This is a genomic window from Agromyces selenitireducens, from assembly GCF_052748465.2.
This window is the reverse complement of sequence record NZ_CM188259.1, coordinates 1,622,887-1,646,241: the sequence shown is the minus strand read 5'-3', so window position 1 is coordinate 1,646,241 and position 23,355 is coordinate 1,622,887. Positions and strand designations below refer to the sequence as shown.

At 72.1% G+C, this 23,355-nt stretch carries 22 protein-coding genes; 4 read left to right on the top strand and 18 right to left on the bottom strand.

Features of this window, described 5'->3' with window-relative positions:
* The first annotated feature begins 110 nt into the window (after positions 1 to 110).
* On the top strand, positions 111 to 827 hold the full coding sequence (gene lexA / locus ACULK4_RS07670) for a transcriptional repressor LexA (RefSeq protein ID WP_445965584.1): 717 nt from the start codon (positions 111 to 113) through the stop codon (positions 825 to 827).
* Positions 828 to 906: 79 nt separating this feature from the next.
* Here lexA and metE read toward each other — a convergent pair whose 3' ends face one another.
* The 3 genes from metE to hflX all read right to left on the bottom strand — a co-directional run bounded on the left by metE (position 907) and on the right by hflX (position 5,982).
* On the bottom strand, positions 907 to 3,252 hold the full coding sequence (gene metE, locus ACULK4_RS07665) for a 5-methyltetrahydropteroyltriglutamate--homocysteine S-methyltransferase (protein WP_445965535.1): 2,346 nt from the start codon (positions 3,250 to 3,252) through the stop codon (positions 907 to 909).
* Positions 3,249 to 4,235, bottom strand: a complete 987-nt coding sequence (locus ACULK4_RS07660; protein WP_445965534.1) for a methylenetetrahydrofolate reductase — start codon at positions 4,233 to 4,235, stop codon at positions 3,249 to 3,251. The genes metE and ACULK4_RS07660 overlap by 4 nt, the downstream gene beginning before the upstream one ends.
* Before the next feature lie 217 nt (positions 4,236 to 4,452).
* Positions 4,453 to 5,982, bottom strand: coding sequence for a GTPase HflX (gene hflX, locus ACULK4_RS07655; protein ID WP_445965533.1), 1,530 nt, complete (start codon positions 5,980 to 5,982; stop codon positions 4,453 to 4,455).
* 41 nt (positions 5,983 to 6,023) lie between these two features.
* On the opposite strand from hflX, the gene ACULK4_RS07650 reads away from it, so the two are divergent.
* Positions 6,024 to 6,635 (top strand): class I SAM-dependent methyltransferase, encoded by a 612-nt coding sequence (locus tag ACULK4_RS07650; RefSeq protein ID WP_445965532.1) that lies wholly within the window; start codon positions 6,024 to 6,026, stop codon positions 6,633 to 6,635.
* 37 nt (positions 6,636 to 6,672) lie between these two features.
* Here ACULK4_RS07650 and dapF read toward each other — a convergent pair whose 3' ends face one another.
* The 15 genes from dapF to ACULK4_RS07575 all read right to left on the bottom strand — a co-directional run bounded on the left by dapF (position 6,673) and on the right by ACULK4_RS07575 (position 22,204).
* Positions 6,673 to 7,557, bottom strand: coding sequence for a diaminopimelate epimerase (gene dapF / locus ACULK4_RS07645; protein ID WP_445965531.1), 885 nt, complete (start codon positions 7,555 to 7,557; stop codon positions 6,673 to 6,675).
* 53 nt (positions 7,558 to 7,610) lie between these two features.
* Positions 7,611 to 8,531, bottom strand: coding sequence for a tRNA (adenosine(37)-N6)-dimethylallyltransferase MiaA (miaA, locus tag ACULK4_RS07640; protein WP_445965530.1), 921 nt, complete (start codon positions 8,529 to 8,531; stop codon positions 7,611 to 7,613).
* A 1-nt stretch (position 8,532) separates the two neighbouring features.
* A complete protein-coding gene (miaB, locus tag ACULK4_RS07635; protein WP_445965529.1) occupies positions 8,533 to 10,131 on the bottom strand; it encodes a tRNA (N6-isopentenyl adenosine(37)-C2)-methylthiotransferase MiaB in 1,599 nt (532 codons plus the stop codon).
* 22 nt (positions 10,132 to 10,153) lie between these two features.
* Positions 10,154 to 10,897 carry a regulatory protein RecX gene (locus ACULK4_RS07630; RefSeq protein ID WP_445965528.1) on the bottom strand — a complete coding sequence of 248 codons (744 nt, stop codon included), beginning with the start codon at positions 10,895 to 10,897 and terminating at the stop codon, positions 10,154 to 10,156.
* A 16-nt stretch (positions 10,898 to 10,913) separates the two neighbouring features.
* Positions 10,914 to 11,984 carry a recombinase RecA gene (gene recA, locus ACULK4_RS07625; protein WP_445965527.1) on the bottom strand — a complete coding sequence of 357 codons (1,071 nt, stop codon included), beginning with the start codon at positions 11,982 to 11,984 and terminating at the stop codon, positions 10,914 to 10,916.
* 257 nt (positions 11,985 to 12,241) lie between these two features.
* A complete protein-coding gene (locus tag ACULK4_RS07620; RefSeq protein ID WP_445965526.1) occupies positions 12,242 to 12,472 on the bottom strand; it encodes a DUF3046 domain-containing protein in 231 nt (76 codons plus the stop codon).
* Between the two features lie 67 nt (positions 12,473 to 12,539).
* Positions 12,540 to 12,854 (bottom strand): helix-turn-helix domain-containing protein, encoded by a 315-nt coding sequence (locus tag ACULK4_RS07615; protein ID WP_067949248.1) that lies wholly within the window; start codon positions 12,852 to 12,854, stop codon positions 12,540 to 12,542.
* 146 nt (positions 12,855 to 13,000) lie between these two features.
* A complete protein-coding gene (locus ACULK4_RS07610) occupies positions 13,001 to 13,540 on the bottom strand; it encodes a CinA family protein (protein ID WP_445965525.1) in 540 nt (179 codons plus the stop codon).
* On the bottom strand, positions 13,537 to 14,139 hold the full coding sequence (gene pgsA / locus ACULK4_RS07605; RefSeq protein ID WP_445965524.1) for a CDP-diacylglycerol--glycerol-3-phosphate 3-phosphatidyltransferase: 603 nt from the start codon (positions 14,137 to 14,139) through the stop codon (positions 13,537 to 13,539). The genes ACULK4_RS07610 and pgsA overlap by 4 nt, the downstream gene beginning before the upstream one ends.
* Before the next feature lie 54 nt (positions 14,140 to 14,193).
* Positions 14,194 to 17,109, bottom strand: coding sequence for an FtsK/SpoIIIE family DNA translocase (locus ACULK4_RS07600; protein WP_445965523.1), 2,916 nt, complete (start codon positions 17,107 to 17,109; stop codon positions 14,194 to 14,196).
* An 85-nt stretch (positions 17,110 to 17,194) separates the two neighbouring features.
* On the bottom strand, positions 17,195 to 17,686 hold the full coding sequence (locus ACULK4_RS07595; protein WP_445965522.1) for a GNAT family N-acetyltransferase: 492 nt from the start codon (positions 17,684 to 17,686) through the stop codon (positions 17,195 to 17,197).
* An 83-nt stretch (positions 17,687 to 17,769) separates the two neighbouring features.
* Entirely contained in the window at positions 17,770 to 19,446 is a 1,677-nt protein-coding gene (locus ACULK4_RS07590) for a ribonuclease J (RefSeq protein ID WP_445965521.1), read from the bottom strand.
* A gap of 110 nt (positions 19,447 to 19,556) precedes the next feature.
* Positions 19,557 to 20,480 carry a 4-hydroxy-tetrahydrodipicolinate synthase gene (dapA, locus tag ACULK4_RS07585; protein ID WP_501043380.1) on the bottom strand — a complete coding sequence of 308 codons (924 nt, stop codon included), beginning with the start codon at positions 20,478 to 20,480 and terminating at the stop codon, positions 19,557 to 19,559.
* Positions 20,481 to 20,879: 399 nt separating this feature from the next.
* Positions 20,880 to 21,398 carry a dihydrofolate reductase gene (locus ACULK4_RS07580; RefSeq protein WP_445965519.1) on the bottom strand — a complete coding sequence of 173 codons (519 nt, stop codon included), beginning with the start codon at positions 21,396 to 21,398 and terminating at the stop codon, positions 20,880 to 20,882.
* A complete protein-coding gene (locus ACULK4_RS07575; protein ID WP_445965518.1) occupies positions 21,395 to 22,204 on the bottom strand; it encodes a thymidylate synthase in 810 nt (269 codons plus the stop codon). Before ACULK4_RS07575 ends, ACULK4_RS07580 begins: the two co-directional genes overlap by 4 nt.
* A gap of 143 nt (positions 22,205 to 22,347) precedes the next feature.
* Between ACULK4_RS07575 and ACULK4_RS07570 the strand changes: the two genes are divergently transcribed.
* Together ACULK4_RS07570 and ACULK4_RS07565 are read left to right on the top strand one after the other, a co-directional pair.
* Positions 22,348 to 22,827 carry a TlpA family protein disulfide reductase gene (locus tag ACULK4_RS07570; protein WP_445965517.1) on the top strand — a complete coding sequence of 160 codons (480 nt, stop codon included), beginning with the start codon at positions 22,348 to 22,350 and terminating at the stop codon, positions 22,825 to 22,827.
* Positions 22,808 to 23,296 (top strand): DUF4395 domain-containing protein, encoded by a 489-nt coding sequence (locus ACULK4_RS07565; protein WP_445965516.1) that lies wholly within the window; start codon positions 22,808 to 22,810, stop codon positions 23,294 to 23,296. The genes ACULK4_RS07570 and ACULK4_RS07565 overlap by 20 nt, the downstream gene beginning before the upstream one ends.
* Positions 23,297 to 23,355: the final 59 nt, after the last annotated feature.

Below are 23,355 nucleotides of genomic sequence, written 5' to 3'. Positions count from 1 at the left end.
GGCCCCGGATTCCGCGACACACTCGAACAGATGTTTGTCGCGAGCGCGCTGGGCGGATACAGTTTCGAATGTCCGACGACAGTCGAACACCGACCACCGACATCCGGGCCATGGCGGCCCCGACGAGAGGCCAGCACGTGAGTATCGACACCGACCGGGCGCGCGGCACGAGCGGCCGGTCGCGTCGGCGCAAGACGCTGAGCGCCAAGCAGCTCGCGATCCTCGACGTCATCCGCGGCTCGGTCGCCGAGCGCGGGTATCCCCCGAGCATGCGCGAGATCGGCGACGCTGTCGGCCTCTCGTCGCTCTCCAGCGTCACCCACCAGCTCAACCAGCTCGAGCTCGCCGGCTACCTCCGTCGCGACCCGAACCGTCCCCGCGCACTGGAGGTGCTCATCGACGTCCCCGGCTCCGAGCCACGGCAGTCGACCGCCGAGCCCGCACCGATCGGCGACGCGACCATGGTGCCCCTCGTCGGGCGCATCGCCGCCGGTGTGCCCATCACGGCCGAGCAGCAGGTGGAGGAGGTCTTCCCGCTCCCCCGCCAGCTGGTCGGCAAGGGCGAGCTGTTCATTCTCAAGGTCGTCGGCGACTCGATGATCGACGCCGCGATCTGCGACGGCGACTGGGTCGTGGTGCGCTCGCAGCCCACCGCCGAGAACGGCGAGATCGTCGCGGCGATGCTCGACGGCGAGGCGACCGTCAAGGTCTTCCGCCAGCGCGACGGCCACACCTGGCTGCTCCCCCGCAACACGGCCTTCGAGCCGATCCTCGGCGACGAGTCCGAGGTGCTCGGCAAGGTCGTGGCGGTCCTCCGCGCCGTCTGACGCCGCGCCGCGACGCCACCGCGAACGACCGGCGGCGGATGCCACGGCCCACTGCCGCGGCATCCGCCCTCGCCTGCCGTCAGCCCGCGTTCGCGCCGACCGCGACGCGCTCGCGCACGGCGCGCGCGGCCTCGACGATGTTCGCCAGCGACGCGACCGTCTCGTCGTATCCGCGCGTCTTCAGGCCGCAGTCGGGGTTGACCCAGAGCCGGCCGGCCGGCACGCCGCCGACCGCGCGCTCGAGGAGCGACCGCACCTCGTCGACGCCCGGCACCCTGGGCGAGTGGATGTCGTAGACACCCGGGCCGACGCCGTGGTCGAAGCCGCTCGCGGCGAGGTCGTCGACCACCTCCATGCGGCTGCGCGCCGCCTCGATCGACGTCACGTCGGCGTCGAGCTCCCGGATCGCGTCGATCACGACCCCGAACTCCGAATAGCAGAGATGCGTGTGCACCTGCGTGGCCGGCGCCGCGCCGCCCGTCGCGAGACGGAACGACCCGACCGACCACTCCAGGTAGGCGTGCTGGTCCGCGCGCTTCAGCGGAAGCAGCTCGCGCAGAGCCGGCTCGTCGACCTGGATGATGCGGATGCCCGCGCGCTCGAGGTCGGCGATCTCGTCGCGGAGCGCGAGCGCGACCTGGCGCGCGGTGTCGCCGAGCGGCTGGTCGTCGCGCACGAACGACCACGCGAGGATGGTCACCGGGCCGGTCAGCATGCCCTTCACGGGCCTGTCCGACAGCGACTGGGCGTACTGCGACCACTCGACCGTCATGGGCGCGGGCCGCGCCACGTCGCCCCAGAGGATCGACGGGCGCGTGCAGCGCGAGCCGTACGACTGCACCCAGCCGTGCTCCGTGACCGCGAAGCCCTCGAGCAACTCGGCGAAGTACTGGACCATGTCGTTGCGCTCGGGCTCGCCGTGCACGAGCACGTCGAGGCCGAGGTCCTCCTGGAGCGAGATGACGCGGGCGATCTCCTCGCGCATGAGCTCGCGGTAGGCGGCATCCGTCAGCTCGCCCCTCACCAGCCGGGCGCGTGCACGGCGGATCTCGGTCGTCTGCGGGAACGAGCCGATCGTCGTGGTCGGCAGTGCGGGCAGATCCAGGTCCTCCTGTGCGGCGGCGCGTGCGTCGCTCGCCGCGCGCGAGAACGCGGCGTCGTCGAGCGCGGCGAGGCGATCGCGAACCGCCGGAACGCGGACGCCGGGCGCCGCGGCCCGCTCGGCCAGCGCAGCGGATGCCGCGTCGAGCTCAGCCTGGATCGCCGCTCGTCCGGCGACGAGGCCGCGTTCCAGGGTCGCGACCTGGGCGACCTTCTGGTCGGCGAACGCGAGCCAGCCGGCGAGCCCCGCGTCGAGCGCGGTCTCATCGGCCACGTCGTGCGGCACGTGCAGGAGCGAAGTCGACGTGGACACCGAGACGCTCCCGGAGAGGGTGCGCAGCGCCTCGACGCGGTCGAAGGCGCGGTCCAGGTCGCCGCGCCAGACGTTGCGTCCGTCGATCACGCCGGCGACGAGGGTCTTCGCGGCGAGTCCCGCCGCCGTCGCGGGATCGAGCTGCTCTGGCACCCGGCCACGCACCAGATCGAGCCCGATGGCCTCGACCGGCGCAGCCGCCAGGGCGGGAAGGGCGTCGCCGAGGCCGGCGTACGGGGCCGCGACGAACAGCAGCGGGCGGCGGGCGGCCGTGCCGAGCGCGTCGTAGGCGGCGCCGAGCGCCTCGATGACGCGGCCGCGCGGCTCGTCGATGCTCTCGCTCACGAGCCCGGGCTCATCGAGCTGCACCCACTCGACGCCGGCCCTGCAGAGCTCGGCGAGCAACTCGGCGTACACGGGCACGAGGTCGACGAGGCGGTCGAGCGGGCGGAAGCCCTCGGGCGCCCCGTCGGCGGCCTTGGCGAGCAGCAGGAACGTGACCGGTCCGACGAGGACCGGACGGGTGAGGAAGCCGGCCGCCTTCGCCTCGGCGAACCCGGCGACGATGCGCTCGGCGTGCAGCGCGAACGCGGTGTCCGGTCCGATCTCCGGGACGAGGTAGTGGTAGTTCGTGTCGAACCACTTCGTCATCTCGAGCGGGGCGTCGTCTCCCTCGCCTCGGGCGATGGTGAAGTAGCCCGCGAGGTCGATCGTTCCGCGTTCGTTCGCGAGGCGCCGGAACCGGTCGGGCACCGCGCCCACCGCGATCGCGGTGTCGAGCACCTGGTCGTAGAACGAGAATGACTCCGGGATCGATGAGTCGTCGCGGCCGAGGCCGAGCGAGGCGAGCCGGTCGCGCGTCGCCGCGCGGAGTCCGGCGGCGCGCGCCTCGAGCTCGGACGCGTCGATGCGGCCGGCCCAGAAGGCCTCGACCGCGTGCTTGAGCTCGCGGCGGCGGCCGATGCGGGGATAGCCGAGGATGGTTCCGGTCGGGAATGCGGGTGCGTTCATGATGTTCTCGTGTTCCTCTCGATTCCCGCGGGGGCGGGGGTGAGGAGGCCGAGCCGGTCCAGGACGGCGAGCACGGCCTCATGGCGGTTGAAGGTGTACAGGTGGAGGCCCGGTGCGCCGCCGGCGACCACCTCGTCGGCGAGCCGGGCCGCGAAGTCGACGCCGAGCTCGAACTGCGCGTCGGCGTCGGGCTCGATCGCGAGGGCGACCGAAAGCTCCTCCGGGGCGGGCACACCGGTGAGCTCCTGCAGTCGGGCGAGCCGCGTCGGCGACGTCACGGGCATGACGCCGGGCAGGATCGGCATGGTCACGCCGCCGGCACGAGCCCGCTCGACGAACCCGAGGTAGTCGTCCGCTCGCCAGAAGAGCTGGGTGATCGCGAGGTTCGAGCCCGCGACCTCCTTCGCGAGCAGCACGTCGACGTCGTGGTCCAGCCCGCGGGAGCGAGGATGACCGTTCGGATAGGCGGCCACGGCGACCAGTTCGGGCCGCGGGCGCTCGAGGATCCGCGATCCGCCCGGGACGCCGGGGACGCCCGCCTGCCCGAACGGCTCGCGCTCCTCCTGCACCCGGTGGATGAGCTGCACGAGCTCGGCGGCGCTCTCGAGGTCGCCGATCCCGGCGTCCGGGTCGGCGCCTGCGGGCGGATCGCCGCGGAGCGCGAGGAAGCTCGTCACGCCGGCGTCGAGGAACTCGCGCACCAGTCGGTTCGCCTCGGCGTGACTGGAGCCGACGCACGTGAGGTGCGCCATGGGCTCGACGTCGGTGTGCTCGAGCAGGTGGCGGAGGACCGTCAGCGACCGGTCTCGCGAGGAACCGCCGGCGCCGAACGTCACCGACATGAATGCCGGATCGACCTCGGCGAGACGGTCGATCGCGCGTCCGAGCGCGAGCGCGGCGGCGTCCGTGCGCGGCGGGAACAGTTCGAAGGAGACCGGCGGCGTCGGCCGGAAGTCCCCGAAATCGGGATCGTATCCAGTCATGGCGCTCCTGTGACGGATGCCGCGACGGGAGGTCGAGTGCACGGCACGCCGCGCCCGACCGGCCGTCACGGCAGGTGGGTCTCGCGGGCGGGTGCCGGGCTCGGCGGTCGCTCCAGACGGGCGGCATCCGGCCGCTCGCCACGATCAGGAGCGACGATACGACGGGGTCGGCGGCATCCGCCCCGTTGTTACGACGCGTGACCGGGCGCGCGGGTGCTTACGCGAGCGCGCTCGCGCGGTACTCGGCGAGCTGCGCGGCCTGCTCGGGCGAGGCCAGCGCGCGGATCCGCGTGCCGTCCTCGACGTACTCGGTCGAGAGCACGCGACCGGTCTCGTGGAGCGTCGAGACGATGTCGCCGCGGTCGTACGGCACCAGGAGGTCGACCTCGATGGCCGGGTCGGGCAGCATGCGGCCGATGGCCTCGAGCACCTCGGCGACGCCCTCGCCCGTGCGCGCGGAGGCGAAGACGGCGTTCGGCTCGAGCCCCTGCAGCACGAGGCGGTCCTCGGCGGTGATGAGGTCGGCCTTGTTGAAGACGACGAGCTCGGGGATGTCGCGGGCGCCGACCTCGCCGATGACGTCGCGGACGGTCGCGATCTGGCTCGCGGGGTCGGGGTGCGCGGCGTCGACGACGTGCACGATGAGGTCGGCGTCGGCGACCTCCTCGAGCGTCGACCGGAACGCCTCGACGAGCTGGTGCGGCAGGTTCCGCACGAACCCGACCGTGTCGGCGATCGTGTAGACGCGGCCGTCAGCGGTCGTGTTGCGGCGCACGGTCGCGTCGAGCGTCGCGAAGAGGGCGTTCTCGACGAGCACGCCGGCCCCGGTGATGCGGTTGAGCAGGCTCGACTTGCCGGCGTTGGTGTACCCGGCGATCGCGACCGACGGGACCGCATTGCGCTTGCGGTTCGCGCGCTTGGCCTCGCGCGCGGGCTTCATGCCGACGATCTGCTTGCGCAGCCGGGCCATCCGCGTGTGGATGCGGCGTCGATCGAGCTCGATCTTCGTCTCACCGGGACCGCGTGAGCCCATGCCGGCGCCGGCGCCGCCGACCTGTCCACCGGCCTGGCGGGACATCGACTCGCCCCAGCCGCGCAGGCGCGGGAGGAGGTACTCGAGCTGCGCGAGTTCGACCTGCGCCTTGCCCTCGCGGCTCTTGGCGTGCTGGCTGAAGATGTCGAGGATCACGGCGGTGCGGTCGATGACCTTGACCTTGACCGCGTCTTCGAGCGCACGCCGCTGGCTCGGTGCGAGCTCGGTGTCGGCGACGACCGTGTCGGCGCCGAGCGCAGCGACGATGTGCCGCAGCTCCTCGGTCTTGCCGCGGCCCAGGTAGGTCGAGGGGTCGGGATGCGGTCGGCGCTGCAGCACGCCGTCGAGCACGCGCGCTCCGGCGGTCTCGGCGAGGGCCGCGAGCTCGCGCATCGAGTTCTCGGCGTCCTCCAGCGAGCCCTGTGGATACACGCCGATCAGCACGACGTTCTCGAGGCGCAGCTGCCGGTACTCGACCTCGGTGACGTCCTCGAGCTCGGTCGACAGGCCGCCCACGCGTCGGAGCGCAGCGCGCTCCTCCCGGTCGTACTGCTCGCCGTCGTGGCCGTCGCCCGCAGGGCCGCGGTCGAGGCCGTCGCGCTGGATCGACGTGGCGTCGCCGCCGCCGAAGCGCGCGATGCCGGCCCGGGTGTCGGCGCTGCGCAGCACGCGCTCGACGGCGTCGTCGGAGGTCTCGTGTGCAGCGTCGTTCATCATGTCCAGCCTACTTCCGTTCGTGCGATAGGTTCCCGTGTATGCCGCAGGAGCACTACTTCTCGTCGAAGCCCGCCGACGACGGCTCGCTCCGCATCGTCCCCGTCCGGCTCGCCGGCCGCGAGGTCGAGGTGTTCACCGCGGGCGGGGTGTTCAGCCCCGGTCACGTCGACCTCGGCACTCGCGTGCTGCTCGGCGAGGTGCCCGATCCGCCCGCCGCCGGCCACCTGCTCGACCTCGGGGCGGGCTGGGGTCCGATCGCGCTGACCCTGGGACTCGAGGCGCCGGATGCCACGGTGTGGGCGGTGGACGTGAACGAACGGGCGCTCGACCTGGTCCGGAGGAATGCGCGGCGGTTGGGCCTCGAGAACGTCAACGCGGCGATGCCCGACGATGTTCCCCCCGACCTCCGATTCGCCGCGATCTGGTCGAATCCGCCGATCCGGATCGGCAAGGCCGAGCTGCATGCGCTGCTGCGCCGATGGCTGCCTCGTCTGCAGGAGGGGGCGACTGCGTGGCTGGTCGTCCAGAAGAACCTCGGCGCCGACTCGCTCCAGCGCTGGCTCGGCGACGAGCTCGGCGATGGCTGGACGGTCGTCCGGACCGCGACCTCGAAGGGGTTCCGCGTACTGGCGGTGACGCGCCGGCGCTGACCGGCCGCCCTCGGCCGCCCTCGCGGCCACCGCTCGATCAGGCGAGGCTCAGCACCCCGTCGAAGACCAGCTCGGCCGGCCCCGAGAGCAGCACGTGCTCGCCGTCGTCCTGCGCGGACATGCGCACGCCCACGACCCCGCCCGGCACCTGCACGACCCAGTCGTCGGGGGCGCCCTGGCCGGCCCAGTGGCGCACCGCCAGCGCCGACGCGACCGCACCGGTGCCGCACGAGAGCGTCTCGCCCGACCCCCGCTCGTGCACGCGCATGCGGATGCGCCCGCGGCCGCCCTCGACCAGCGGTTCGGCGGGCACGACGAACTCGACGTTGGCGCCGGCCTGGGGCTGCGGGTCGAGGATCGGCAGGTACGCGAGGTCGAGACCCTCGAGCTCGTCGTCGTCGGCCAGCGCGACGACGACGTGCGGGTTGCCGACGTCGATCCCGAGGCCGGGCCGCGCGACGGGCAGGTTCTTGGCGCGCACGAGCGGCTCGCCGCCGTCGAGGCGCCATGTTCCGAGGTCGGCCTCGAAGCCCCCGTTGCCGAGCGCGTGCACGCGTCGTACGCCGGCGCGCGTGCCGATCGCGATCGACTCGTCGGGTCCGAGCTCGACGAGTCCCTGGTCGATGAGGTAGCGGGTGAACACCCGGATGCCGTTGCCGCACATCTCCGACGGGCTGCCGTCGGCGTTCCAGTAGTCCATGAACCACGTCGCCTGCGGGTCCTCCGCGAGCGCCGCGGCGCCGTCGGGCAACCGGTCGGACCGCACGGCCCGGATCAGGCCGTCGGCTCCGACGCCGAAGTGCCGGTCGCACACGGCGGCGATGCGCGTCGGGGTGAGCTCGGTCTCGCCCTCGGGGTCGCTGAACAGCACGAAGTCGTTGCCCGTGCCGTGTCCCTTGGTGAACCGCAGATCGAACGCCATCGCACCAGTCTAGGCAGCGGGACGGCGGCTCCCGACCGGGCGCGGCCGGGCGCTCAATCGACCCCGGCCCGGCGTGTCACTTCGGCGGCCACCGCCGCCCGGTCGTCGGCGTCGACGACGGACGCCGCGGCGTACCGCCGGAACCACCCGACCTGCCGTCTGGCATAGGTGCGCGTGAGCGCCTGCGTCTCCGCGATCGCGTCGGCCTCGGTCATGCGCCCGTGGATCTCGGCGAGCGCCTGCGCGTAGCCGATGGCCTTGCGCGCGGTGACGCCGCGCTCGAGCCCCTTCGGGATCAGTGCGCGGACCTCGTCGAGCAGGCCGTCGGCCCACATCCGCTCCACGCGCGCGTCGAGCCGTTCGACGAGGCGCGCCCGCTCGGCGCGCAGGTGCACGATGCGGTGCGGGCGCCACGGCACGGGCTCGTCGGGCAGTCGCGCGGCCTTGGGCTCGCCGGTCAGCTCGATGACCTCGAGCGCGCGCACGATGCGGCGTCCGTTCTGCGGGTCGACGGATGCCGCGGTCGCGGCGTCGAGTCCGCGCAGGCGGCGGTGCAGCAGCCCGGGGCCGACCTCGTCGAGCTCGCGCTCGAGTCGGGCCCGGATCGCGGCATCCGTGCCGGGGAAGCGCAGGTCGTGGATCACGCTGGAGACGTAGAGCCCCGAGCCGCCCGTGAGCAGGGCGACGCCCCCGCGCGCGGCGATGTCGTCGACGGCGGCGCGGGCCGCAGGCTGGTAGGCGGCGACGGATGCCTCGTCGATGACGTCGAGCACGTCGAGGAGGTGGTGCGGCACGCCCTCCTGCTCGCCGGGCCGCAGCTTGGCGGTGCCGATGTCCATTCCGCGGTAGAGCTGCATGGCGTCGGCATTGACGACCTCGGCGAATCCGCCCCGTTCGGCGATCGCGTGCGCGAGATCGAGCGCGAAGCGCGACTTGCCGGTGCCGGTGGCGCCGACGATCGCGACGAGGGTCACGTCAGCGCTGGCCGTCGGCCGGGTCGTAGATCGGCATGGTGCCGACGCCGGGCGAGGTGAGCGGTTCGGATCCGATGCGCAGTGTCGGCAGGCCGAGCGCCACCGGGCCGGGGCCGGATGCCGCGGCGCCGGCTGTGGCGGGTACCGCGCAGCTCTCGGCCTGCGCACGATCCCACGCGTCGCCGGCGCGGGTGCGGCGGATGCGCAACGGGCGGCCGTCGGCCGAATCGGCGAGCAGGTGGAACGGCGCCGCCTGCGTGATGGTCAGGGAGACGACGTCGCCCGGACGGGGCAGGTCGGACCCTTCGGGAACCTCGAAGTGGACGAGGCGGCTGTCTTCGGCGCGGCCGCTCATGCGGTGCGTCTCGGCGTCCTTCTTGCCCTCGCCGGTCGAGACGAGCACCTCGACGGCGGTGCCGACGCGGTTCCGGTTCTCCTCCCACGAGATTCGCTCCTGCAGCGCGATGAGTCGCTCGTAGCGTTCCTGCACGACCTCCTTCGGCACCTGGTCGTCCATGGTCGCGGCGGGCGTGCCGGGGCGGATGGAGTACTGGAAGGTGAAGGCGGAGGCGAATCGGGCTGCCTCGACGACGCGGAGGGTCTCCCGGAAGTCCGCCTCGGTCTCGCCGGGGAAGCCGACGATGACGTCGGTCGAGATCGCGGCATTCGGGATCTTCGCGCGGACCCGGTCGAGGATGCCGAGGAACTTCTCGGAGCGGTAGGACCGGCGCATGGCCCTGAGGATGCGGTCGGATCCGGACTGCAGCGGCATGTGCAACTGCGGCATCACGTTGGGCGTCTCGGCCATCGCATCGATGACGTCGTCCGTGAAGGCGGCGGGGTGCGGGCTCGTGAAGCGGATGCGCTCGAGGCCGTCGATCTCGCCGGCCGCGCGGAGGAGCTTGCCGAACGCATGACGGTCGCCGAACTCGACGCCGTAGGAATTGACGTTCTGGCCGAGGAGCGTGACCTCGATCGCGCCGTCGTCGACGAGCGCCTGGATCTCGGCGAGGATCTCACCGGGGCGGCGGTCCTTCTCCTTGCCGCGCAGGGCGGGCACGATGCAGAACGTGCAGGTGTTGTTGCAGCCGACGGAGATCGAGACCCAGCCCGAGTAGGTGGAGTCGCGCTTGGTGGGCAGCGTCGACGGGAACACCTCGAGCGCGTCGAGGATCTCGAGCTGTGCCTCGTCGTTGTGACGCGCGCGCTCGAGCAGGCTCGGGAGGGAGCCCATGTTGTGCGTGCCGAAGACGACGTCGACCCAGGGCGCCTTCTCGAGGATGACGTTCTTGTCCTTCTGGGCGAGGCAGCCGCCGACGGCGATCTGCATGCCCGCGTGGCGGCGCTTCACGCCGGCGAGGTGACCGAGGTTGCCGTAGAGCTTGTTGTCGGCGTTCTCGCGCACGGCGCAGGTGTTGATCACGACGATGTCGGGCTCGGCGCCGTCGGCAGGGACGTATCCCGCGGCCTCGAGCGAACCGCTGAGCCGCTCGGAGTCGTGGACGTTCATCTGGCACCCGTAGGTGCGGACCTCGTAGGTGCGCGGCGCGACGCCGTCGGCGGCTGCGGCCGGAGGCGCCGCCTCGTGGATGGTGCTCATGATCGCACCAGTCTACGAGCCGTCACTCGGCGTCGTCGTCGAGCGCGGCTCGAACCGCCTCGCGCACCACGTCGCCGCCGTACCCTCGACGGAGCAGGAACGCAGTGAGTCGGCGGTGCGCCACCGCGCGGTCGAGTCCGGCGAGCTGCCGCACGCGGCGCGCGGCGATGGCCGTCGCGTGCTCGAGCTCGACCTCGGGGTCGAGCGCCTCGAGGGCCGACCGCGCGAGCTCGCCGTCGATGCCGCGGCGCCCGAGCTCGTGCAGCAGGGCCCCGCTCCCCCGGCCGCGGCGGACGCCGTGGCTGTGGACGAGCTGCTCGGCGAGGCGTCGGTCGTCGAGGTAGCCGAGGCGCTCGTACCGCTCGACCCACTCCTCGATCTCGTGGTCGTCGAGGCCGTGCTCGGCGAGCGTCGCCCGCACCTCGGCGACCGACAACGACGAGCGGCGGAGGCGGGAGACGATCAGCCGGTCGATGCGTTCATCGCGTTCGACGCCGGTCTCGGCTTCCGGCTCCTCGCCGACGATCGCGAGCCGGCCTCGAACGCCACGACCGCCCTCCGCTTCACCGGTGTCCGCCCGGTCATCGGCGGGATGCTCCCGCACCGCGCGGCCACGGCCCGCGGGGTGGCGTCCGCTCACGCCGGCAGCTGCGGCTACCCGCTCGCCTCGCGACGCGGACCCGCCGTCGCCGGATCCCTCCGACGACGGCACGGCCCACGGCAGGTACGTGACCGGTGCCAGTCCCTCGTTCCGCTGCTCGCCCATGCGACCCGTCTCGGACTCAGGCGCCCTTGCGCTTCGCGGCGATCGACTCGACCGGAGCGACCGGAGCGACCGGGGCGGCCCCGCCCGAGGGCTGGCCGATGCCGAGCTTCGCGAGGATCTTGCGCTCGATGTCGGCCGCGATGTCGGGGTTCTGCAGGAGGAAGTTGCGCGCGTTCTCCTTGCCCTGGCCGAGCTGGTCGCCGTCGTAGGTGTACCAGGCACCGGACTTCTTGACGATGGCCTGGTCGACGCCGTAGTCGATGAGGCTGCCCTCGCGGGAGATGCCGACGCCGTAGAGGATGTCGAACTCGGCCTGCTTGAACGGCGGCGCCATCTTGTTCTTGACGACCTTGACGCGCGTACGGTTGCCGACCGCCTCGGTGCCGTCTTTCAAGGTCTCGATGCGACGGATGTCGAGTCGGACGGAGGCGTAGAACTTCAGCGCCTTGCCACCCGCGGTGGTCTCGGGGCTGCCGAAGAACACGCCGATCTTCTCGCGCAGCTGGTTGATGAAGATCATCGTGGTGTTCGTCTGGTTCAGCCCGCCCGTCAGCTTTCGGAGCGCCTGGGACATGAGGCGGGCCTGGAGGCCGACGTGCGAGTCGCCCATCTCGCCCTCGATCTCGGCGCGCGGCACGAGCGCCGCGACGGAGTCGATCACGACGAGGTCGATCGAGCCCGAGCGCACGAGCATATCGGCGATCTCGAGGGCCTGCTCACCCGTGTCGGGCTGCGAGACGAGGAGCGAGTCGATGTCGACTCCGAGCTTCTTGGCGTAGTCGGGGTCGAGCGCGTGCTCAGCGTCGATGAACGCGGCGATGCCGCCCGCGCGCTGCACGTTGGCGATCGCGTGGAGGGTCAGCGTCGTCTTGCCCGAGGACTCCGGCCCGTAGATCTCGATGATGCGGCCGCGCGGGAGGCCTCCGACGCCGAGCGCGACGTCGAGCGCGATGGAGCCGGTGGGGACGACCTCGACGGGCGCGCGCTCCTCGCTGCCGAGGCGCATCACCGAGCCCTTGCCGAACTGGCGATCGATCTGGGCGAGTGCGGTCTCGAGGGCCTTCTCGCGGTCTGCAGGGGATGGCATCGGTGCTCCTTCGTGGTCGTTGCGGCTGCCTCTAGGCTGTCGATCCGCGTGCCGGGCCGTGACCCGGCACGTCTCTCGACAAGGCGTTGGCGGTGTGTTCCGACGCATCGACCGTATGGCCGGCCACCGACATCCGTCGCTCGGGAAGCGCCGATGTGGATGGATGCGACATCGCTCCCGTTGTGCAGGAGCCTAGCGCGCCATCCGAACGGATGTTCGACACGACGCGCGGCGTGTCGAACGCGTCTTCGGAGCCGTCAGCGTCGCTCTCCCGGCACCGGGCGGCCCGCGCCGTGACGGCGCGACTCCGGGACGTCGGTCGCCCGGCAGATCGCCGACCAGACGTCGCGCGGCGCAGCGCCGTCGGCCAGCGCCTCGCGCGCGGTCCGCCCGCCGAGCTCGGCGAGCACCAGGTCGTTGACGACGACGCCGCCGTATCCTGCACCGAACTCCTGCTCGACGGCCAGGTTGAACTCGCTTCGCTTCACGGAACCCTCCGGACATGACGACGGCCGGTCCGAGGACCGGCCGTCGTCGAGCTTGGATGCCTGCGGGTCAGCGGACCATCATGTCCGCGTCGAACTCCGCGACCAGGTCGTCGGGCAGGCTGTCGGGCACCGACGGGGTGCTGAGACCCTCGAGCACCGCGATGCGGTCGCCGACCTCGTGCATGATCACGGAGATGGGCGTGTCGAGTGCCTCGGCCACCGAGGCGAGGATCTCGCTCGAGGCCTCCTTCTGCCCGCGCTCGACCTCGCTGAGGTAGCCGAGTGCGACGCTCGCCTTGCTGGCGACCTGACGGAGGGTCCGGCCCTTCTGCAGGCGGAAGTCCCTCAGCACGTCGCCGATCTCCTGTCGAACCAGAACCATCGGAACCTCCCTCTCAGATGCCTGCGGCCCCCGCGGGGCCGGTGCGGGGAGGTCAGTCTAGCGCCTCTTCCCGATGTACCGAGCCTAGCGTCGCACACTGGACTTTTCTTGTGAACCTGCCACCTGTAACAGGCTGTTCACGTGCGCTATTCCGCGGTTCCGGGGGCCGGTGCGTCGAGTTCGGCGAGCCCTTCGGCGATCGCTCGCGCCACCGTCGCGCGTCGAACCTCCTGCCGGTCGCCGGCGAGCCGGAGGGCCACCGAGCGGATGCCGCGGGCCGAGGCGATGCCGATGAAGACCGTGCCCGGCGGGTGCCCGTCCTGCGGGTCGGGGCCCGCGACGCCGGTGGTGCCGATGCCGAGGTCGGCCGGGCGGCCGCCGACCGCGCACAGCGCTCGCACGTGATCCGCGAGCTGCTCGGCGACCTCGGGGTCGACGGGCCCGCGCTGTTCGAGCAGGTGGGCGTCGACGTCGACGAGGGCCCGCTTCAGTTCGGTCGCGTACGCCACGATGCCGCCGAGGAACGCGTTCGACGCGCCGGGCACGTCGACGAGGGTCGCGGCGAGCAGTCCGCCCGTGAGCGACTCCGCGCAGGCGACCGTGCGGCCCGACGCCGTGAGGCGCTCGATGAGCGCCTCGGCCTCCGTCGCCGTCGTCTCGGGATCCGACGTCGCGGGGCCCGTCACCGTGCCTCGCCGCGGTGCTCGCGGGCCAGGCGGAAGGCGTCGCGCACGTAGAGCAGCCCGGACCACACGGTGAGCACGAGCGCGAGGACCATGAATGCCCAGTTGACCCAGATGATCCAGTCGCCGACGAGCGTCCAGAGGGGGGTGAGGAACAGCGAGATCGCGATCGCCTGGGTGAGGGTCTTCAGCTTGCCGCCCGAGGAGGCCGGCACGACGGTGCCGCGGCCGAGTTCGACGAAGCGCCATACGGTGATGCCGACCTCACGCACGACGATGACGATCGTGACCCACCACGGCAGCTCGCCGAGGATCGACAGGCACACGAGGGCACCGCTCGTGAGGAGCTTGTCGGCGATCGGATCGAGGATCTTGCCGAGGTCGGTGACGAGTCCGTTGCGGCGCGCGAGCCAGCCGTCGACCCAGTCGGTCGAGATGGCGACGACGAAGATGACGGCGGCCCACCAGCGCATGGGGCCGTCGGCGCCGGCGTCGGCGAGCAGCAGCCAGAAGAACACCGGGGCCATCACGATCCGGACGACCGTGATGGCGTTCGGCAGGTTCCAGTTCGCCGAGCGAGTTCGGCCGGCCGGTGAGGTCATGGGCACAGCCTAGTGCGGGGTCCGCGGGCGCCCCGGGCCCTCCGACCCGTGACGTCAGTCACGCCCGGTGAGCCCCCATGCGTCCTCGTCGGGAGCCGTCTCGACCTCCTCGAGGCCCTCGGGGATGCGGCCGACCGGATCGTCGTACCGATCGTCGACCTCGTCGGGCGAGGCCGCAGGCGGCGGTGCGGCGGAAGGGGGTGCGGCTGCGGGCGCCGCGGGCGGAGCGGATGCAGCCGGCGCAGCGGGTGCAGCCGGCTCTTCGCCGCGCAGCTTGGCGAGCACGCCCGGCAACTGCTCCGGCGTCACGAGCACGTCGCGAGCCTTCGACCCCTCGGACGGGCCGACGATCTCCCGCGACTCGAGAAGATCCATGAGCCGGCCGGCCTTGGCGAACCCGACCCGGAGCTTGCGCTGCAGCATCGACGTGGACCCGAACTGCGTCGACACGACGAGCTCGGCGGCCGCGAGCAGCAGCTCGAGGTCGTCGCCGATGTCGGAGTCGATCTCCTTCTTCTCGACGGCGGCCGCCACGTCGTTGCGGTACTCGGGCCGAGCCTGGCGCGTGACGTGCTTGACGACGCGATCGATCTCGGTCTCGGTCACCCACGCGCCCTGCACGCGGATCGGCTTCGACGCGCCCATCGGCAGGAACAGCGCGTCGCCCTGGCCGATGAGCTTGTCGGCGCCCGGCTGGTCGAGGATGACCCGGGAGTCGGTGACGCTCGTCACGGCGAACGCGAGCCGGGACGGCACGTTGGCCTTGATGAGCCCCGTGACCACGTCGACCGACGGCCGCTGCGTCGCGAGCACGAGGTGGATGCCCGACGCGCGCGCGAGCTGGGTGATGCGAACGATCGAGTCCTCGACGTCGCGCGGCGCGACCATCATGAGGTCGGCGAGTTCGTCGACGACCACGAGCAGGTACGGATACGGCTTGAGCTTGCGCTCCGAGCCGGCCGGGAGCACGATCTCGTCGTTCACGACGGCCTTGTTGAAGTCGTCGATGTGGCGGAACCCGAACGACGCGAGGTCGTCGTACCGCATGTCCATCTCCTTCACGACCCACTGCAGCGCCTCGGCGGCCTTCTTGGGGTTCGTGATGATGGGCGTGATGAGGTGCGGCACGCCGGCGTAGGGTGCGAGCTCGACGCGCTTCGGGTCGATGAGCACCATCCGCACCTCGGAGGGCTTGGCCCGCATGAGGAGGCTCGTGATCATCGAGTTCACGAAGCTCGACTTGCCCGAGCCCGTCGAGCCGGCGACGAGGAGGTGGGGCATCTTCGCCAGGTTGGCCACGACGTAGCCCCCGCCGACGTCCTTGCCGACGCCGATCGTCATCGGATGCTTCGCGTTGACGGCCGCGCCCGAGCGCAGGACGTCGCCGAGCGTCACGGTCTCGCGGTCGGCATTGGGGATCTCGACGCCGATCGCGCTCTTGCCCGGGATCGGCGACAGGATCCGGACCTCGTTGGACGCGACCGCGTACGCGAGGTTCTTCGAGAGCGCGGTGACACGCTCGACCTTCACGCCCGGCCCCAGCTCGATCTCGTACTGCGTCACCGTCGGCCCGCGGGAGAAGCCCGTCACCTTCGCGTCGACGCCGAACTGCTCGAGCACGCCCGTGATCTGCCGGACGACCTCGTCGTTCACCGCCGATCGGGTCTTCGCGGGTGCGCCCGCGGCGAGCGTCGCGGCCGACGGCAGATGGTATGGCCGATCCGGCTCGGCGGCGGCCACCGGCGCCTCGGATGCCGCGGGGTCGGCGCCGCCGGCGACGCCGTCGACCGCGACGACCCCGGCCGCCACCGCCGGCTCGAGTCCGGCGAGCGCCTGCGTGGCGCCGGCGTCGTCGCCCCGGAGGCCGGTGCCGCCATGCGGCACCTCGCCCGTGAAGCGCTGCAGCGCCGACTCGGCGCGCTCGAGGTCGTCGATCACGCCCGCCCCATACGCGTCGGGGTCCGGCCGTGCGCCCTCGAGCGGCGTGTCGAAGCTGCCCGCGGCCGACCCCTCGCCGAACACCTCGGTGATCCCCTCCGCCCCGCCCGCGTCGAAGTCCGGGTCCTCCTCGCGGTTCGACGAGTTGCGCCGCCACCAGGGCAGCAGGCCGCCGCCCGGCTGATCGTCGTCGCTGTCCACGCCGTCGAGCTCGACCTGCTCGGCGCGCTCCTTCCGGGAGCGCCGCTTCGGCTTCTCGGCGGCGCCGTCGGCGGCGGCGGGAGCTTCGTCGCCGTGATCGACCGCGCCGAACAGCCACTCGTACAGCTCGCGGAAGCGCTGTGGAATGCGGTTCGGCGGCGTCTTGGTGAGGATCAGCAGCGACAGCAGCCCGAGCACTCCGAGCACGATGCCGGCGCCGATCTCGGTGATGAGGAAGATGAGCGGCTGCGCGAGCATCCAGCCGAGGATGCCGCCCGCGGTCGCGAGCTCCGGCATGCCCGCGCTCGGCGACGGCTGGCCGCCGAACAGGTGGCAGAGCCCCGAGGTCGTGAGGAGCAGCATGCCGAGCCCGATACCGATCCGGGTGTTGTCGTGGACCGAGCTCGGGTGGCGGAACAGCCACATCGCGAACATGAACATGACCACCGGGAGCGCGAACGCCACGCGGCCGAACAGTCCGCCGAACGTGTAGGCGTCGAGCGTGCGTGCCACGGGATCGTTGATGAGGAACCACTCCACGACCGCCCCGGCGATCGCGAGGAGGACGAGGAAGAACGGGAGTCCGTCGCGGCGCTCCTCGCGGGCCAGGGTCTCGGGGCCGAGCGCCCTGGCGGCACCGCCCGTGAGGTGCGCGAGGCCCATCCAGCCGCGGACGATCAGAGCGGGCCGGTCGGGAGCCGGCGACGTGGAGCGCGACGTGCGCGTCGACGATCGCTGCGCCGGCAGCTTCTTGGTGGGCGCGGTCCGCGTCGACGAGCCGCGGCCGGACGCGCCCGAGGCGCGGCCGTTCGACTTGGTGCGCGTAGCCATGCGTTCCACGTTACGGCCCGCCGCCGACGCGGGCCGGCAGGCCGGTCGAGTGTCGCACGCAGCGCTCGGGCGACGGATGCCGCGCTCAGCGCAGCCGGCACACCATCGTCTCGCGACCCGCCGCCGATGCGACCATGGCGAAGCCCTCGGAGCGGTACAGCTCGCGCGCGAAGTTGTCGTGATCGACGCTGAGCGCCAGCCGGGCGTAGCCCCCGGCGCGGGCGTCGTCCGCGAGGGCGCGCAGCAGTGCCCGCCCCAGGCCCTGGGCGCGCCAGAGCGGCCGGACGCCGATGATGAGCTCGGGGACGCCGGCCGCGACGAACCCCATGGACGGCCTGTCGGCTCCGAACAGCCGGTACCAGGCCGCACCGACGGACCTGCCCTCGGGGTCGACCGCGACGACGCCACGGTCGGCAGGGCGCTGCCACCCGGACACGTACGCCGCATGCTGCGAATCGGCGAGCACCGCCGGCCTCGGCCGCACGGCGCCCGCGCGCCAGTTCGCCGCCTCGACGACCATGTCGGCGAGGAACCCGCCGTCGGCCGGCGCGGCGGGCCGGATGGTGAACTCGGCCATGCGCGGAGGGTACGCCCGTGGTGTTACGGCGGTGTTTCGGGTGAGCGGATGCCGCGGCGTCCGCTCGCCCGAAACGAAGCCGACTACGCCTCGATGACGAGCGGAACGAGCATCGGCCGCCGGCGGAGGCGCCGGTTCACCCAGCTGCCGAGCGTGCGGCGCACGGTCTGCTGGAGCGCGCGCGGGTCGCGCACCCCGTGATGTGCGGCATCCGCCAGCGCGGCGACGATCTTGGGCTTGACGTCCTCGAACACCGCGTCGTCCTCGGCGAATCCGCGGGCGTGGATCTCGGGGCCGACGATGACCTTGCCGGTGTTCGCGTCGACGACGATGATGACCGAGATGAAGCCCTCCTCCGAGAGGATGCGACGGTCCTTGAGGTCGGCGTCGGTGATCTCGCCGACGGTCGAGCCGTCGACGTAGACGAAGCCCAGGTCGAGCTGGCCTGCGACGGTGACCTTCCCGTCGCGCAGGTCGAGGACCGTGCCGTTCTCGGCGAGGAACGTGCGCTCGGCGGGGATGCCGGTGTCCTGCGCGAGGCGCGCGTTGGCGACCAGGTGCCGGTACTCGCCGTGGATCGGCACCACGTTGCGCGGCTGCACGATGTTGTAGCAGTACAGCAGCTCGCCCGCGGCCGCGTGGCCGGAGACGTGCACCTTCGCGTTGCCCTTGTGGACGACGTTCGCGCCGAGCTTCGTGAGGCCGTCGATCACGCGGTACACGGCGTTCTCGTTGCCGGGGATGAGGCTCGAGGCGAGGATCACCGTGTCGCCCTCGCCGACCTCGATCTGGTGGTCGCGATTCGCCATGCGCGAGAGCACGGCCATCGGCTCGCCCTGCGATCCGGTCGACATGTAGACGATGCGGTCGTCGGGGATGTCGCCCGCCTTCTTGTAGTCGATGAGCACGCCCTCGGGCACCTCGAGGTAGCCGAGGTCGGCGGCGATCGTCATGTTGCGAACCATCGACCGGCCGAGCAGCGCCACGCGGCGTCCGTTCTGGTGCGCGGCGTGCAGCACCTGCTGCACCCGGTGCACGTGGCTCGAGAAGCTCGCGACGATCACCCGCCGGGGCGAGCGGGCGATCACCTCGTCGAGCACCGGCCCGATCGAGCGTTCGAGCGGCGTGAAGCCGGGCACGTCGGCGTTGGTCGAGTCGACGAGGAACAGGTCGACGCCCTCCTCGCCGATGCGGGCGAACTCGCGCAGGTCGGTGAGCCGGCCGTCGAGCGGCAGCTGGTCCATCTTGAAGTCGCCCGTCGCGAGCGCGGTTCCGGCATCCGTGCGGATGACGACCGCGAGCGCGTCGGGGATCGAGTGGTTCACGGCGATGAACTCGAGATCGAACGGCCCGAGCTTCTCTCGCCCGCCCTCCTCCACCGTGAGGCTGTACGGCTGGATGCGGTGCTCCTTGAGCTTCGCCTCCACGAGCGCGAGCGTGAGCTTCGACCCGATGAGCGGGATGTCGGAGCGGAGCTTCAGGAGGTACGGCACGGCGCCGATGTGGTCCTCGTGCCCGTGCGTGAGCACGACCGCGACCACATCGTCGAGGCGGTCGCGCAGGAACCCGAAGTCGGGCAGGATCAGGTCGACGCCCGGCTGGTGCTCCTCGGGGAAGAGCACGCCGCAGTCGACGATGAGCAGCTTGCCGTCGATCTCGTAGAGCGTCATGTTGCGGCCGACCTCGCCGAGGCCGCCGATCGGGATGACGCGGAGCGTGCCGGTTTCGAGCGGCGCGGGGTCGATGACTTCGTCGGGCATGTGCCCTCCTCACATTCGCGGTGTTCAGTTCGGTGCGACCCTCGGGGGCCGCGGATGTCTCGGGGCTGGCTGGAGCCGCGCGTGCGCGGGTGCGCGGCGCGCGCCGTCCGTCAGCGCGTCGTGCCGGCCACCTTCGGCAGGGCGCCGCCCGCGGCGGCGTTGCGGTCGGGCCGGAAGTTGTGGAAGTCGACGCCGGGGATGCCCTGGACGAGGTCGATCTCGTCCTCGATGAGCGCGGCCTCCCACTCCTCGGGTCCGACGAGGGGCAGTCGCACGCGCGGGCTGCCGATGCGGCCGAGCCCGTGCAGGATGTACTTCGCCGCGACGGTGCCGGGCACGTGCGTCATGACGGCGCGCACGAGCGGCTCGAGCCGCTGGTGCTCGGCGGTCGCGGTCTTCAGGTCGCCGCGATTCACGGCGTCGACGATCGTGCGGTACGGCGCGGGGGCGATGTTCGCCGTGACGCCGATGAGGCCGGTGGCGCCGATCGCGAGGTGCGGCAGGACGTTCGCGTCGTCGCCCGAGAAGTACATGAGGTCGGTCTGGTTCAGCACCCGGCTGACCTCGCTGAAGTCGCCCTTGGCGTCTTTCACGGCGAGGATGTTCGGGTGCTTGGCGAGCCGGAGGATGGTCTCGTACTTGATCGGCACGCCCGTGCGGCCGGGGATGTCGTAGAGGATGACCGGCAGGTCGGTGGCATCCGCCACCATGCGGAAGTGCGTGAGGATGCCGGCCTGCGTGGGCTTGTTGTAGTACGGCGTGACGATCATGATGCCGTCGGCGCCGACCGCCTCGCTCTTGCGGTAGAGCTCGATCGCGTGCGCGGTCTCGTTCGAGCCGCCGCCCGTGATGATCTTCGCCCGGCCGGCCGCGACCTCCTTGCCGACCTCGACGAGGCGGATCTTCTCCGGGTCGGTGAGGGTCGAGGTCTCACCGGTGGTGCCCGTGACGACGATGCCGTCGGCCCCGGCCCGGATGACGTCGTCGATGTGCTTCTCGACGCCGGGCCAATCGACCTCGCCGTCCGCCGTCATGGGCGTGACGAGCGCGACGAGCACCTGGCCGAAGGGGTTGTCTGCAGTCACGCCCTACAGGCTATCGGGTCGAGCGGATGCCGCATGGCCCGGCCCACCGCATCGCTCCCGCTGACGCCTCGTGGTCCGCCGATCGGGCGAGCTCCCGAAACGAAGGACACTCCGGGCAACCTCCTCGCGCCCGCCGAGCCTCCCGGAACCATGGACACCCCGACGACCACCCCGCGCCCCGAAACCTCCCGAAACCAAGGACACCCGGCGGCCACCCCGCGCGCGGGCGGCCTGAGCCGGCGGGCACCCGCAGCAGGGCGCGTCCTTGTTTTCAGGAGTCGCGCGAGCGGAACACGTCCCGTCCACCGACCGCGCTCCGGCCCCGTCATGTCCGCAGTCGGGTCGGGATCAGGATGCGTCGCGAGAGGAGATGACGAAGCGGTAGCGGATGCCGCTCGACGAGGTGTGCCATCCGTCGGCGGGGTCGACCGTCGTGACGCGCCACTCGGGGCCGCGCGCCGGCGCGAAGGTGTCGCCAACGACGTCGAGGTCGAGCTCGGTGACGACGAGGAGGTCGGCCGCCTCGATGGTGCGCGCGAACAGCTCGGCCCCGCCGATGACCCAGACCACGTCGTCGGCGTCGGATGCCGCGAGCGCGAGCGCCTCCTCCACGGAGCCCGCACGCACCGCGCCCTCGGCGGTCCAGTCGGACTGCCGGGTGACGACGATGTTCGCGCGGCCGGGCAACGGGCGGAACCGCGGCGGCAGCGAGTCCCACGTGCGGCGGCCCATCACGACGGGGGCGCCGTCGGTGGTCGCCTTGAAGTGCGCGAGGTCCTCGGGCACGTGCCAGGGCATGCCGCCGCCTGCGCCGATCACGCCCCCGTGGGCCTCAGCCCAGATCAGGCCGATCCGCGGCGTGCTCATACGGCGACGGCACCGCGGATCGCAGGGTGGTGCTCGTAGCCGACCACCTCGAAGTCCTCGAACCGGTAGTCGTCGATCGAGTCGGGCGTGCGCGCGATGCGCAGCGTCGGGTACGGGTACGGGTCGCGGGTGAGCTGCTCGGTGACCTGCTCGACGTGGTTGTCGTAGATGTGGCAGTCGCCGCCGGTCCACACGAAGTCGCCCACCTCGAGCCCGGCCTGCTGGGCGATCATGTGCGTGAGCAGCGCGTACGAGGCGATGTTGAAGGGCACGCCGAGGAACAGGTCGGCGCTGCGCTGGTACAGCTGGCACGACAGCTGCCCGTCGACCACGTGGAACTGGAAGAACGCATGGCACGGCGCGAGAGCCATGTCCGGGATGTCGGCGGGGTTCCACGCCGACACGATGAGGCGGCGCGAGTCGGGGTTCGTACGGATCTGCTCGATGACCTGGGCGATCTGGTCGATCTGCTCGCCCGACGGGGTCGGCCACGAGCGCCACTGCACGCCGTAGACGGGACCGAGCTCGCCCGCGGCATCCGCCCATTCGTCCCAGATGGTCACACCGTGCTCCTGCAGCCAGCGCACGTTCGACTCGCCGCGCAGGAACCACAGCAGCTCGTACGCGATGGACGTGAAGTGCACGCGCTTGGTCGTGATGAGCGGGAAGCCCTTCGACAGGTCGAACCGCAGCTGACGGCCGAACACGCTGCGCGTGCCCGTTCCGGTGCGGTCGCCCTTCGGAGTGCCGTTCGCGAGCACGTCGCGGAGGAGGTCTTCGTACGGGGTGGGGATCGAGCTGGCCACGGCGTCAAGGCTACGCCCGCACGAGCCGAGCGGATGGCACGGCGCGGGCGCGTCGGGGCCGCGGACGCCGCACCGTCCGGCCCGTGCGTCACCTGCCGTCACACGCGGCGGGCTTCCAGCCCCGCCCCCGTAGCATCCTGCGCATGGATCTCGTGCCCGCCTTCGTCGCCGGCATCGGGCTGCCCCTGGTCGCGACGGCCATCGGAGTGCTCGCGAGGTCGCGCGAGGGACGCGTTCGGACGAACCGCGCCACGCCCTCCCTCGCCCCGACCGACGGCGACGCCTCGGACGCCGCCGCGCTCGGCCTCGCACGCGACGCGCTCGGCGCCGACGTCACGCTCGTGCAGTTCTCCACCTCGTACTGCAGCCGCTGCCCCGGCGTCGCACGGTCGCTCGCGGGGCTCGCGGAGGGCCACGACGGCGACGTGCGCCACATCGAGGTCGACCTCACCGACGACGCCGCGCTCGCCGACCGCTTCGACGTGCGGCAGACTCCCACGGTGCTCGTGCTCGACGCGACCGGGCGCACGGTCGGCCGGATCGCCGGCGTCCCGCGCGTGGGCGAGCTCCGCACCCTCATCGACGATCTCACCCGGAGGTACCGTGTCCCCCAGCACGCCTGAGTCCCGCCCGGGCCCCGCGCCCACGCGGCCGGGGATCGACCCGCGCGGTCCGCGCTTCGCCGCCGCGATCACGGCGGTCCTGCTGCTCGTGACCGCCGTCCTCGGGTTCGGCGGGGCGGATGCCGCGGCGCTCGGGCTGCTCGCCGCGATTGCGGCGCTGTTCGCGTGGGGTGCGGTCGCGGGCGTCGCGCGGCATCCGTTCGGCCTGTTCTTCCGGGCGCTGGTGCGGCCGCGACTCGCGCCGCCGGCCGAGCTCGAGGACCCGCGTCCGCCGACGTTCGCGCAACTCGTCGGGCTCCTCGTGACCGGAACGGGCGTCGTGCTCGGCCTCGCGGGCGCTCCGCTCGCCGTCCCCCTCGCCGCGTCGATCGCGTTCGTCGCCGCGTTCCTCAATGCGGCGTTCGCCTACTGCCTCGGATGCCACGTGTACCTGCTGCTCGTGCGGGCACGCGTCATCCGCCACGCGTGACGCGCGGGCCGGACCCACTGCCGCGCGCGGCATCCGGTCGATAGGCTGGAGCACCGGCT

Excerpts from the sequence above, each read along its gene's own strand:
- dapF (WP_445965531.1), bottom strand. The coding sequence starts at position 7,557 with ATGGCGTTCGATCTGCGGTTCACCAAGGGACACGGCACGGGCAACGAC.
- hflX (WP_445965533.1), bottom strand. The coding sequence starts at position 5,982 with ATGAACGACGCTGCACACGAGACCTCCGACGACGCCGTCGAGCGCGTG.
- ACULK4_RS07600 (WP_445965523.1), bottom strand. The coding sequence starts at position 17,109 with ATGGCTACGCGCACCAAGTCGAACGGCCGCGCCTCGGGCGCGTCCGGC.
- miaB (WP_445965529.1), bottom strand. The coding sequence starts at position 10,131 with ATGAGCACCATCCACGAGGCGGCGCCTCCGGCCGCAGCCGCCGACGGC.
- ACULK4_RS07630 (WP_445965528.1), bottom strand. The coding sequence starts at position 10,897 with ATGGGCGAGCAGCGGAACGAGGGACTGGCACCGGTCACGTACCTGCCG.
- pgsA (WP_445965524.1), bottom strand. The coding sequence starts at position 14,139 with ATGACCTCACCGGCCGGCCGAACTCGCTCGGCGAACTGGAACCTGCCG.
- ACULK4_RS07660 (WP_445965534.1), bottom strand. The coding sequence starts at position 4,235 with ATGACTGGATACGATCCCGATTTCGGGGACTTCCGGCCGACGCCGCCG.
- ACULK4_RS07580 (WP_445965519.1), bottom strand. The coding sequence starts at position 21,398 with ATGAGCACGCCGCGGATCGGCCTGATCTGGGCTGAGGCCCACGGGGGC.
- ACULK4_RS07595 (WP_445965522.1), bottom strand. The coding sequence starts at position 17,686 with ATGGCCGAGTTCACCATCCGGCCCGCCGCGCCGGCCGACGGCGGGTTC.
- ACULK4_RS07615 (WP_067949248.1), bottom strand. The coding sequence starts at position 12,854 with ATGGTTCTGGTTCGACAGGAGATCGGCGACGTGCTGAGGGACTTCCGC.
- metE (WP_445965535.1), bottom strand. The coding sequence starts at position 3,252 with ATGAACGCACCCGCATTCCCGACCGGAACCATCCTCGGCTATCCCCGC.
- ACULK4_RS07590 (WP_445965521.1), bottom strand. The coding sequence starts at position 19,446 with ATGCCCGACGAAGTCATCGACCCCGCGCCGCTCGAAACCGGCACGCTC.
- lexA (WP_445965584.1), top strand. The coding sequence starts at position 111 with ATGGCGGCCCCGACGAGAGGCCAGCACGTGAGTATCGACACCGACCGG.
- dapA (WP_501043380.1), bottom strand. The coding sequence starts at position 20,480 with ATGACGGCGGACGGCGAGGTCGATTGGCCCGGCGTCGAGAAGCACATC.
- ACULK4_RS07570 (WP_445965517.1), top strand. The coding sequence starts at position 22,348 with ATGGATCTCGTGCCCGCCTTCGTCGCCGGCATCGGGCTGCCCCTGGTC.
- recA (WP_445965527.1), bottom strand. The coding sequence starts at position 11,984 with ATGCCATCCCCTGCAGACCGCGAGAAGGCCCTCGAGACCGCACTCGCC.
- ACULK4_RS07650 (WP_445965532.1), top strand. The coding sequence starts at position 6,024 with ATGCCGCAGGAGCACTACTTCTCGTCGAAGCCCGCCGACGACGGCTCG.